The sequence below is a fragment of the Chitinophaga sp. CB10 genome (genome assembly GCA_001870995.2).
GTDB lineage: Bacteria > Bacteroidota > Bacteroidia > Chitinophagales > Chitinophagaceae > Chitinophaga.
Window position 1 is genome coordinate 115,811 of record MLAV02000021.1, and the last position, 11,311, is coordinate 127,121.

The 11,311-nt window shown below is 49.5% G+C and carries 11 protein-coding genes and 3 tRNA genes; 12 read left to right on the forward strand and 2 right to left on the reverse strand.

Features of this window, described 5'->3' with window-relative positions:
• Positions 1-53: 53 nt before the first annotated feature.
• A complete protein-coding gene (locus BOC67_RS23220; protein WP_291914211.1) occupies positions 54-1,202 on the reverse strand; it encodes an ATP-binding protein in 1,149 nt (382 codons plus the stop codon).
• Positions 1,203-1,322: 120 nt separating this feature from the next.
• Between BOC67_RS23220 and BOC67_RS23225 the strand changes: the two genes are divergently transcribed.
• The 7 genes from BOC67_RS23225 (at position 1,323) to BOC67_RS23255 (ending at position 5,078) form a co-directional block, all read left to right on the forward strand.
• The gene (locus BOC67_RS23225; protein ID WP_291914213.1) at positions 1,323-2,369 is read left to right on the forward strand and encodes a glycosyltransferase family 2 protein; all 1,047 of its coding nucleotides are present in this window, start codon (positions 1,323-1,325) and stop codon (positions 2,367-2,369) included.
• Between the two features lie 57 nt (positions 2,370-2,426).
• On the forward strand, positions 2,427-2,639 hold the full coding sequence (locus BOC67_RS23230) for a hypothetical protein (RefSeq protein WP_291914215.1): 213 nt from the start codon (positions 2,427-2,429) through the stop codon (positions 2,637-2,639).
• Positions 2,640-2,808: 169 nt separating this feature from the next.
• The gene (locus BOC67_RS23235; RefSeq protein WP_291914218.1) at positions 2,809-4,038 is read left to right on the forward strand and encodes a PepSY domain-containing protein; all 1,230 of its coding nucleotides are present in this window, start codon (positions 2,809-2,811) and stop codon (positions 4,036-4,038) included.
• A gap of 216 nt (positions 4,039-4,254) precedes the next feature.
• Positions 4,255-4,330 (forward strand) — tRNA-Gly (locus BOC67_RS23240).
• A gap of 48 nt (positions 4,331-4,378) precedes the next feature.
• Positions 4,379-4,454, forward strand: a tRNA-Gly gene (locus tag BOC67_RS23245).
• 51 nt (positions 4,455-4,505) lie between these two features.
• Positions 4,506-4,578 (forward strand) — tRNA-Gly (locus BOC67_RS23250).
• 206 nt (positions 4,579-4,784) lie between these two features.
• Positions 4,785-5,078, forward strand: coding sequence for an N-acetyltransferase (locus BOC67_RS23255; protein WP_291914221.1), 294 nt, complete (start codon positions 4,785-4,787; stop codon positions 5,076-5,078).
• Positions 5,079-5,219: 141 nt separating this feature from the next.
• Here the strand turns inward: BOC67_RS23255 and BOC67_RS23260 are convergent, their stop codons facing one another.
• Positions 5,220-5,717: an OmpH family outer membrane protein gene (locus BOC67_RS23260; protein WP_291914223.1), complete on the reverse strand. Its 498-nt coding sequence runs from the start codon at positions 5,715-5,717 to the stop codon at positions 5,220-5,222.
• Positions 5,718-5,930: 213 nt separating this feature from the next.
• Here BOC67_RS23260 and BOC67_RS23265 point away from each other — a divergent pair, with 213 nt between their 5' ends.
• From BOC67_RS23265 to BOC67_RS23285, 5 genes are all read left to right on the forward strand, one after another.
• Positions 5,931-6,566: an RNA polymerase sigma-70 factor gene (locus BOC67_RS23265; protein WP_291914225.1), complete on the forward strand. Its 636-nt coding sequence runs from the start codon at positions 5,931-5,933 to the stop codon at positions 6,564-6,566.
• On the forward strand, positions 6,563-7,537 hold the full coding sequence (locus tag BOC67_RS23270; protein WP_291914227.1) for a FecR domain-containing protein: 975 nt from the start codon (positions 6,563-6,565) through the stop codon (positions 7,535-7,537). Before BOC67_RS23265 ends, BOC67_RS23270 begins: the two co-directional genes overlap by 4 nt.
• Positions 7,538-7,540: 3 nt before the next feature.
• Positions 7,541-9,343, forward strand: coding sequence for a hypothetical protein (locus BOC67_RS23275; protein ID WP_291914229.1), 1,803 nt, complete (start codon positions 7,541-7,543; stop codon positions 9,341-9,343).
• 75 nt (positions 9,344-9,418) lie between these two features.
• A complete protein-coding gene (locus BOC67_RS23280; RefSeq protein WP_291914232.1) occupies positions 9,419-10,447 on the forward strand; it encodes a hypothetical protein in 1,029 nt (342 codons plus the stop codon).
• Positions 10,448-10,716: 269 nt separating this feature from the next.
• Positions 10,717-11,124 carry a hypothetical protein gene (locus BOC67_RS23285; protein WP_291914236.1) on the forward strand — a complete coding sequence of 136 codons (408 nt, stop codon included), beginning with the start codon at positions 10,717-10,719 and terminating at the stop codon, positions 11,122-11,124.
• Positions 11,125-11,311 lie beyond the last annotated feature (187 nt).

Consider the following 11,311-nt stretch of genomic DNA (forward strand, 5'->3'; position numbering starts at 1 on the left):
TAAGCGCTTTTTTGAAATGAGCAAATTTATTTATTCATTTTTTCAAAAAAGTTTTATTTCCGCAGCATAATCCGGAAGGTAGTACCCTTATTGATCTCCGAATTTTTCACCGTGAGCCGGCCTTTGTGATAGTCCTCAATGATACGTTTGGCAAGGGATAGGCCCAATCCCCAGCCTCTTTTTTTCGTGGAAAATCCCGGGCGGAAAATTTTGTCCAGGTTCATTTTGGAAATTCCTTTTCCTGTGTCGGCGATGTCCACGGTAACGACGGTGGGGTGGTTTTCTATCGTGATATCGATGTTGCCTTTTCCTTCCATGGCGTCGAGCGCGTTCTTCAGCAAATTCTCTATCACCCAGTCAAACAGCGGGGCGGAAATCATTACCGGCAGGTCCGTCTCCGCGGTATGCACGGCTATCTGTACCTTCTGCGGGCTACGCCGGCGGATGTAGGAAGCCATGTCCTCTATCTGCCGGATGATATCTCTTTCTTCCAGCCTCGGCACGCTGCCTATCTTGGAAAAGCGGTCTGTAATCAGTTTGAGGCGGTCTACATCCTTGGTGAGCTCATTGACAAACGGCACGTTGGCCTCGTTTTCCCGGAGTATTTCCAGCCATGCTTCTATGGACGAGAGGGGGGTGCCCAGCTGATGGGCCGTTTCCTTGGCAAGTCCCACCCATACCAGGTTTTGGGTGGCGCGGTTGGTGGACGACAGACCGAAGAGCACGGCGCCGATAAACAGCGCTACCACCAGCAGCTGTATGTAGGGATAGTATTTTACCTGTTTCAGAATGAGGGAATCCCCGTAATAAACATAGTTGTAAACTTTATGCTTTGCGTCGATTTCAATAATGAACGGCGGATGCTGTTTTTTGAACGAGTGCAACTGCTCCTGCAGCAGGGTGGGGTTTTGGGAGATCTTGGTGGTGTCCAGGTTGCGGCTGTCCACAATATTGCCGGCAGCATCGGTTTGGATAAGCGGGATGGTGGTGTTGGTGGTTACAATTTCGGTGGCCAGGTTCAGGTTGGCGTCAGAGTCGGATTTCAGCAGTTCACGATAAGCTTCCACCCAGGTGGCTACCTTTTTTCTTTCCTCATCCTGAATTTTGGCCGACAGGTTACTGACGAACCAGATCGTAGCTGCAATAATAGCCACGGCAATGGTTACCAGGATAAATTTCCAGCCGATAAACTGTTTAAACATACTCCTAATTTAAGGTATAATCCGCTTTACCGATTCTCAAAAGGTTAGCAAATATTAAAATCCTTTGTTGCATATTTGCATCTCCTAAAACTTATTTTTCACGCATAAACGTATTAACAGTTGCCTGTATTGCCATCAGTAGCCGTTGTAATTCTAAACTGGAATGGGAAGAAATTCCTGGAGCAGTTCTTACCGTCTGTATGCCAGTCTACCTATGGTAATTTGCAGCTGATCATGGCCGACAATGCTTCCACTGACGACAGCGTCGCTTTTGTGGCACAGCATTATCCCCAGGTGCGGATCATCCGCAACCCCGCCAACAACGGTTTTGCCGGCGGTTACAACGAAGCGCTGCAACACGTGGAGGCGGATATATACGTTTTGCTCAACCAGGACGTGGAGGTGGAACCCGGCTGGATCGAGCCCGTGGTGGCTATGATGCAGCAGGACTCCAGGATTGCGGCTTGCCAGCCCAAACTGCGCTCCTGGCATAACCGGGAGGAATTTGAATACGCAGGCGCTGCCGGCGGCTGGATGGATATCCTTGGCTATACCTTCTGCCGGGGCCGGATCTTATACACTACAGAAAAGGACCTGGGCCAGTACGACGACCCCCAGGATATCTTCTGGGCTACCGGCGCGGCGTTGTTTATCCGCTCCCGCTGCTTCCATGAAGCCGGAGGTTTTGACGCTGATTTCTTTGCGCATATGGAGGAGGTGGACCTCTGCTGGCGCCTGCAGCGGCTCGGGTACCGGATCTGTTACTGCCCGGATGCGGTGGTGTACCACGTAGGAGGGGGGAGCCTGCCACAGGGGAACCCCCGGAAGCTGTACCTCAACTTCCGGAATAACCTGATGATGCTCTGGAAAAACCTGCACAGCGAGGACCGCTGGATTGTGCTTTCCCAGCGCTTTTTCCTGGATATCCTGGCGGCGATGAAAAGCCTGGCGGCCGGCAAGCCAAAGGATATGAAGGCGATCTTCAGGGCGTATATCGACTACCGGCGGTGGCGCAGGAATTATAAGCATGATCCCCGCTTTCCCGATGTGAAATTAATGACCCTCACCGGGGTATTCCATGGGATTATGATATGGAGATATTACTTCCTGCAGCATAAAAAATTCTCGGAGCTGAAACATGAAAAAGCGCGAAAAGCGGTTTTTTAAAATTTCCTTTGATTATTTGTCTGGTTAATGTAAGTTTGCATCGGAAATAAACTGAATATGGAACACAACACAGTAGAAAACACAGTAGAGAATACGAACGATATCACCGTAGATCGCGTATCTACCAGCCGATTCATCTTTTACGTGCAATTGTTTTGTTTAATGGCATTTATGCTGGGTGGTTGCTACAATCTTTACAAACACCACTACAAAGGCAAGCCTGAAGTTGCTGTTCCTGAAAACACACTGTACAATCCAAAATATAAATAAGCGAATCAGCTTCAACATAATTATCGCCAGAGCCTTCCGGATTCCCGGGAGGCTTTTTTAATTTTCCGTTTCCCGTAAATGGATTTCCCGATCCGATCAGGGGAAAGCCCTGAAAAGTCTGAATTTTGTAGGGTTGGCTGATACGTAGCGGCCGGCAAGGTCAAATCATATGTTAAGAAGGAAGGGAAAAATACAGGACAAGCGCGGAAAATCGCGTTTCCGCAAGATAGTAGACTGGCTGCACCTGTGGCTGGGACTCGTATCAGGCATTATCGTTGTCATCATCTCCATTACCGGCTGCCTTTTCGTATTCCAGAAGGAAATCAACGAAATGGTGTACCACCGGCAGATTTTTGTAACCCCGGCCAACACGCCCACCCTGCCGGTATCCCAGCTGAGGGCAACGGCTCAGGCTTATGTAGGGGTGGATAAGCCGATCAGCGGCATTGTGGCTTACGCCGCGCCGGACAAAGCCTGGGAATTCACCACTTACAAATACAACCAGGAAGGCCTCACTTATTTCGACATCTGCGAATACTTCGAAACCGTCTATGTAAACCCCTATACCGGGGCCGTAACGGGGAAGGTCGATTATAAACACAACTTCTTCTACATCGTCAAGTTCATCCACTGGAGCCTGCTGCTCAATGATAAGATCGGGCAGCCCATCGTAGGCTGGTCTACCTTCATTTTCGTGATCCTGCTGATCACCGGCTTAATCCTCTGGTGGCCCAAAAAATGGACGAAAGCCACCCGGGAGCAAAGCTTTAAGATAAGATGGAAAGCCAGCTGGAAGCGGGTGAACTACGACCTGCACAACGTCCTGGGTTTCTACGCCCTGGTGATTGCGCTGGTACTGGCGCTCACGGGCATGGTCTGGTCCTTTTCCTGGTTCCAGGCTACCGTGTACGTAGTGGCGTCCGGCACTACCACGCCGCCGGACAGGAGCGATAAGACTTCCGCCGTGGTGACCACTCCCGTGGATAAGCTGCAGGTGCTGGACAAGTCCTTTGAGGAGGCGCGCCGCATCCTGCCGGAGATGAAACGTTATGGCATATACGCAGCTGCCGATCCTACCGGCGTAAACAGTATTTACGGTTACAGGAGATCGGAAACCTATTACGGGGCGGACGTCCTGCAATTTGACCAGTACACCGGCAAATTACTCCAAAGGAGGAACGACTCGCATAAGAATGCAGGAGAGCGATTGATCGAAATGAACTACGATATCCACGTGGGCGCCATTGGCGGCATCTGGGGTAAAATCATCGCGTTCGTGGTGAGCCTTATCTGCGGATCCCTGCCAGTGACGGGCTTCTATGTATGGTGGAATAAGAAAAAGAAGGCGAAGAAAAAGATCGTTTTGACCAACCATGCAGCGGCTCTTACATCTTTGTAAATAAAAATAAATAAAATAATTTATAGGCTGAAACGGTTTGCAGCAAAGCGTTTCAGCCTTTTTAGCCAAAGCCGGGCCGCGAAAAAATCTGAAAAAAGTTGAAAAGAAATTTTGTGATTTAACTTCGTTTCCTATCTTTGCAATCCCAACGAAAAAAGGACACTACCTGAAACAGTAACAATAGGTTACAATTGTTGGAAAGCTCTTAACAGTTATGCGGAAGTAGCTCATTTGGTAGAGCACGACCTTGCCAAGGTCGGGGTGGCCGGTTCGAGCCCGGTCTTCCGCTCCAGTCAGTATTTGTCTAAAGGGCAGGTACTAATTTGACATCTTTGCCTCTGCGGAAGTAGCTCATTTGGTAGAGCACGACCTTGCCAAGGTCGGGGTGGCCGGTTCGAGCCCGGTCTTCCGCTCCAGTCTGTATCTGTCTAAAGGGCAGGTATTTATAAATTAACATTTTTTCCTTTGCGGAAGTAGCTCATTTGGTAGAGCACGACCTTGCCAAGGTCGGGGTGGCCGGTTCGAGCCCGGTCTTCCGCTCAAAGCCTGATCAGGATTACTGGTCAGGCTTTTTTTATGGCCCGCATTCCCGGAAAATGTCGTATCTTTGCATCTGGAAATAAGCCAGGGTATGTCCATACCAGCTAACCAATCTTCAACTATCTTATTTATCTACCTCCCTTTTTGGACAATACTTTCCCTTATTTACCTGAACAGGTAACAAGTATGATTTAACAAAAATTATCATGAAGGATTTTAAGATTATCGACAACAAGGAAGCCAGGCAATTTGAAGCGCATATCAGCGGTCAACTGGCGAAAGTGATTTATGAAAGAAACGGTAGCCGTATTTTCCTTACCGGCGCAGAAGTGCCGCCAACCCTGGAAAAACAGGGCGTAACAGCCATGCTGTTGGGAAAAGTAATGGAAGAAATCCAGGCGCAGAACTTTAGAATGGTGCCTACCAGCAAAAAGGTAGCAGAATATGTACGTAGTAATCCCCGCTGGAAATCTTTACTCGCACACGGGTTACACATCTAGTAAAATAGCGGAAGGCTATCAACTATTGGCAGTTAGGGAGATGTTTTGATAACAATAGAATGGCGTAAGGAGAGCAAAACATCATCTCTAATAGCTAATAGCCAATAGCCTGGCATCATTGGCAGAAAATCCCACCACACACTACTTAATTCCCAACTTCGCTTTGGCAAGCGGCAACAGATCATCTGCTTCGTTAGCCACTACAACCGCGTCTCTGGAGTTATCAAGCACCAGCGCATAACCCTTTTCTTTCAGGAGCGCTTTTAAAACATCTTTCGCTTTAGCCACGATAGGCGCCAGCAGTTCCTGCTCGCGTACCGACAGCTTTTCTTCCATCTTGTATTTATATTCCTGGATATTCGCTTGTTGCTGCTTTAAGGCAGTTACTTTGATTTCTTTCTGTGCATCCGTCAGCGTTTTGGCCGTACTGTCAAACTCCACCAGGTTCTTCGTGTACTCGGCTACCAGCACTTGTCCATCCGCATTCAGCTGATCGGCGTATTTCTGTAATGAATCGGCCGCCTTCTTCGACTCAGGCATGGCGGCTACCAGCTGCTGAAAATTGATATAGGCAGTTTTTTGTGCAAACGCTCCAAAGCTAATAAGACAGAGCGTCATCAAGGAATAGAGATACTTCATTTCGGTCGATTAATTAATATTTAGCACCAAAATAATCCGCCTTTTGTGAAAGTTTTACTAATGCTTATATAAGGTATTGTTAAATTGATGCGGCGGCTGGTAATTTGGGGTGGGGGGAGATATTAAGGCCTTGATTCCCAGGGATGAAAATAAATTTTAGCCTTCCCGTAGGGGTACAGCCAAGGCACGGTGTCATTATTTAAAACATCCAACTTGACAGAAGGAATTATATTTGACCTTAGTTTCCAAACCCTCAACATGGAGTTGAAAGATACCGGCGCAGCCACCGCCCTGGAAAAGGACGGGACCTTAACCTTCGAGCAGCTTTTTAAATCCCACTACAAAGGGCTGCACGCCTATGCCTATACGATCCTGAAAGACGATATCATGGCAGAGGAAATGGTGCAGAACGTATTCTGCAAGCTCTGGGAAAAGTCCGGTGATATTAAGATCAGGGAATCCGTTTCCGGCTACCTCTACCGGGCCGTCTACCACGAAAGCATCAATTACCTGCGGCACGAAAAAGTAAAAGCCAACCACGTGGCATATGCCCGCTATCAACAGGCCTCGCCATCGCATACCAACGCGGCCTCCGGCAAAGTACAGCTGCGGGAGCTGCAGGAAAAACTGCAGGCCGCCCTGCTGGAACTTCCGGAAAAATGCCGCACCGTGTTCCAGATGAGCCGCTTCGAGGAGCTGAAATACCAGGAAATCGCGGATAAACTCAATATTTCTGTCAAAACGGTGGAAAACCAGATGGGCAAAGCCCTCCGCATCCTCCGGCACAACCTGGTGGACTTCCTGCCCCTCGTATTCATATTACTTAACACTGTAATGAGCAACCTGTGAATAATTTCAACGAACATATAAACGACGACATCCTGGTGAAGTTTATGCTGGGTCAGGCCACCGCCGAAGAGCAGCAGGCGGTGGGCGAATGGATGGCTGCCAGCGCCGATAACGAAAAATATTTCCGCCACTTCCAACTGATCTGGAACCAGAGCCGCGAGCTGGCAAGTACCGGCGATCCGGACGAAAACGCCGCCTGGGCCCGATTTCAACAACGCGTTAACCAGCCGGAAACAAAGGTGGTGGAATTAGGCGCCAGCCGTAAACCCTGGCTGCGTATAGCCGCTGCCGTAACCCTGCTGATAGTAGCAGGTACATTAGCCATGTTCCTGTTCCGCAGGCCCGCTCCACGGCAGCTGGAACTGGCGGCTACTACCCGTCCCGTAACGGATACCCTGCCGGACGGCTCTATCATCACCCTAAACAAAAATTCGAAAATAGTATATACGGGCAACTTTGAAACCAACAGGAACATTACCCTCGAAGGCGAAGCGTTTTTCAATGTAGCCACGGACCCTTCCCACCCCTTTGTACTCCACACCGGCGACGTACAGGTTCGGGTACTGGGCACCTCCTTTAACGTAAAAAGCGATCAGCAACAGGTGGAAGTGATCGTGGAAACCGGCGCCGTGGAAGTGAATAAACAAACGGAATCCGTACAGCTCCGGCAAAACGAAAAAGCAGTCGCTGCGAAAAATTCTACCGCCATCGTTAAGGCATCCAATAAGGACGAACTGTATAATTACTACCGCACGCAAACCTTCGTGTGCAACGGGACGCCGCTCTGGCAACTGGCCGAAATTTTCAGCAATGCCTACGGGGTGCAGATAGAGATAACGAACCCGGCTATACGAAATTATCCTATCTCCACCACCTTCGTGTACAGTACCATCGAAGAAAACCTGGCCCTGCTGGAACAAACATTACCGGTAAAAGCCGACAGACAGAACGGAACCTATATTCTGAAGTAAGTTATGCCATCAAGAATTTATACCTGCATACTGTTATTGCTCTTGTTGTTGACAACTCCTTCGCTATTTGCGCAGCACCTCAACAAAAAAATGGATGTACATCTCTCCAAAAAAACAGTAGCAGAAGTACTTAAAACAATCGGTAAAAAAGGAGGCTTTACGTTTTCCTATATGAGTAACACCATTCCGGAAGACAGTATCGTTTCCGTAGATGCAGAACAGAAGACCGTCCGCCAGATACTGGACAACCTGCTGGGAGAAGGTAATTATCAATACAAAGAATACGGCAACTACCTGATCTTACAATACAAGCCGCCCGGCGCGTATTTCTATGTCACGGGCATTGTCACGGATAAACATACAGGTCAGCGGGTGCCCAATGCCAGCGTCTATGAGCGGCACCAACTGATCTCCACCATTACAAACAACGATGGTTATTACAGGCTGCGGTTAAGGGATAGATATCCCGCCGCAGCCATCAGCGTTAGTAAGGACCTGTATAACGATACCTCGCTTTTGCTGCTGGCAGCGCGCGACCAGGAGATCAATGTCAGCATTTCCCCCTCTACCCGTACGCTGAACACTATTGAAGTTACGGGCTACTCCACGGTGGAAAAAACCTGGTTCGGAAGGCTGCTCCTGTCGTCCCGGGAGAAAGCCCAGAGCATGAACATCCGCCAGTTTTTTGCAGATAAACCCTACCAGGTATCCCTCGCGCCTTCCCTCGGTACGCACGGGCGTATGAGCGGGCAGGTGGTCAATAAATTTTCCCTGAACGTACTGGGCGGCTACACCGCGGGCGTTGACGGGGTGGAGATTGCAGGCGGATTCAACATCGTGAAAAAAGATGTGGATAATGTGCAGGTAGCCGGCGTACTGAACATCACCGGCGGGAAGGTACATGGCGTCCAGGTGGCAGGCCTGCATAACAACGTGCTGGACTCCGTTACCGGCGTGCAGGTGGCAGGCGTGTCCAACATGGCTAACGGCCCGCTCCGTGGCGTGCAGATCACCGGCGCGCTGCAGCATGTGCATAACAGTGTAAACGGGGTACAGGTGGCCGGCGTTGCATCCAGCGCCGGCGGAAAGGTAGAAGGGCTGCAGCTTTCGGGCGGGTTCAATACCGCGGGCGATAGCCTGCACGGGGCGCAGATCTCCGGCCTGTTTAACAGCGCAAGGGAAATCCATGGCGCGCAAATCACCGGCGGGGCTAACATCACGAAAGGTACCGTGAAAGGCGTGCAGATATCCGCGCTGTTCAACAAAGCCCACGTAGTGGAAGGCGTGCAAATAGGACTGATCAACATCGCAGATAGCACCACCGGTTATTCCATCGGCCTGATCAACATTGTAAAACATGGCTATCACAAACTCTCTATGTTCAGCACGGATGTGCTGCCCGTGAATGTGGCCTGGAAGAGCGGTAGCCGGCAGCTGTACAGCATCCTGACCGGCGGGATGAACTTTGACAGGGAGCCTTCCCTGTTGCTCGGCTACGGGATGGGCCGGGAAATGCTACTGCATCCAAAGCTCAGCCTCACGATGGAGCTGCTCGTATCCACGCTGCACATGGGCCGGGAAAATGAAAATTCGCAACTCTACCGCTTTGGCACGAGCCTGATGTATAAACCCGTTAAAGGACTGGCCATCTTCGGCGGACCTGTATTCACCCTGCATTTCAGGGATGAAGCCGGGGAAGGAAAACCTTACATCGGGCCGCGGCCCGGCGCAGATTATCCCGGCTTCAACCTGGGTAACAACGGCCGTGGGTGGCTGGGTTGGCAGCTGGGCCTCACCATCTTTTAAAATTATTATTCCGTTTGTAGGGGTATGTTCTCATACGCGTGTCGTTATTAGGAATTTCACTTAATAACAAACGATATGAGAACATTTTTTTTGACCCTGGCGATGATAGTGATAGCTGCTGTAACCTATGCCCAGACGAGTTATTACGCGCCTGCACATGTAGGCATCGTCTATCCGCTGAGTACGAACGGAACTAACGCTGCCCAATATACGAACCGCTTTTCCCTCCATGCAATTGCTGGTTTATCTTATGGAGAAACAGGGGTAATCCTCTCCGGGTTTTCCAGCATCATTAAAGACCAGGCGCAGGGGGTACAGGTGGCTGGATTTTCCAACCACATAGGCCGTACCAACAAGGCCGTTACCCTCGCGGGCTTCACCAATATTATCCATCAACGGGCTGATGGGATTACGATAGCCGGATTCGGCAATTTTGTTAAGCAGGACCAGAAAGGTATTGCCCTGGCTGGTTTTATCAACACGGCCGGAAATGTACACGGGATGCAGATCGCCGGGTTCGCCAATAAAGCGGCTGACACAAAATTGCAGGTAGCCGGTTTTATCAACATCGCTAAAAAAGTAAAAGGCGTGCAGCTGGCCGGCTTTATCAACATTGCGGACAGCAGCGATTACCCGATCGGCGTGGTGAATATCATCCGCAACGGGGAGAAACAGGTTTCCTTAACGATCGATGAATCCGCCACTACCATTGCGGCTTTCAAATCAGGCGGGCGCGCGCTTTACGGTATCCTCGGGGTGGGGTACAATTTCAAAAGCAGTCAAAACCTCTACGCATTGCACGCCGGTATAGGCTGGCATCTCCCGCTGCTGTCGCACTTACGCCTGAATGTAGAAGGTACGGAAACGGTGCTGGCCGACTTCAAAAAGGGCGTCTACAGCAAGTGGACCACCGGCGGCTATCTTGCCTACCGCTTTGGTCCGAGGATAGAAGTGTTTGCAGGGCCCAACATCAATTTTGTACATATCCGGGATGGGGCCGGCGCGGACCTGATCAGCAATTACATCTGGTCTAAAAACCGCAGTAACAACCGGTTTGACGGTATTTTTGCCGGCGCGCAGGGCGGCGTACAGGTGAGGATATAGATGAGTAAACAGATGAATGCAGGGCCGCAGGACATACTTTATTGCCAACATGCGCGTTTTATTTATAACTTTAATGCACATGCTTTCAACCTTATGTCCTTCCGGATTGTTGTTCTGAATAACAGTCAAATTTAGCCCGGTACCTCTTTACGCTGTTGTGCCCATGCGTTCATAACGCGGTTATTGGCTCACCCCGTTTATGGCACTGTATTTGGTAGGAAAACAGCAAACAGATTATCATTCATTCATCTACATTCAATCTATATTATATGAAAAAATGGTTATACCCTTTGCTGATGGTCGTAGTAGTACTTTTTACGGCATCAGGTTGTACCAAAACTTACAACGAAGTGGTACCAAGCACCACTATTCTCGCAACTGTTGCGGCTAATCAATGGTTGACAGATGATGGAGGTAAAACTTACTATTTCCTTGTCCAAACCCCTGAATTAAGCCAAAGCACCGCCCAGTCAGATGGCGTGGTGGTAGCAATGGCCAGAGGCAACGGTGTATTTGAAGCCTTGCCGGAAGTGTACCAGAACACCAGCTTCACCTACCTGTATGAGCCCGGAACGGTATCCATTGAGGCGGCAGGCGTAAACGGCGCTCCGGTAACACTGCCATCAGGAAGCATTACCATCAAGATCACCATCATACCGGCTAACGCCACCAACTAAACCGGTACTTACATACTTTCAAGGCTGTCATGTTGCATGGCAGCCTTTTTTGTTGTCAGCCGGTACCGTTTATATAATTAACTACATCTTAACGTGTTGTGCTATTAAAGTGGCGACTTAAATGATAATGAAAAATATGTATATAATTATGAAATAAAAAATGTTGTGCAATCGTATTGGTTGATAA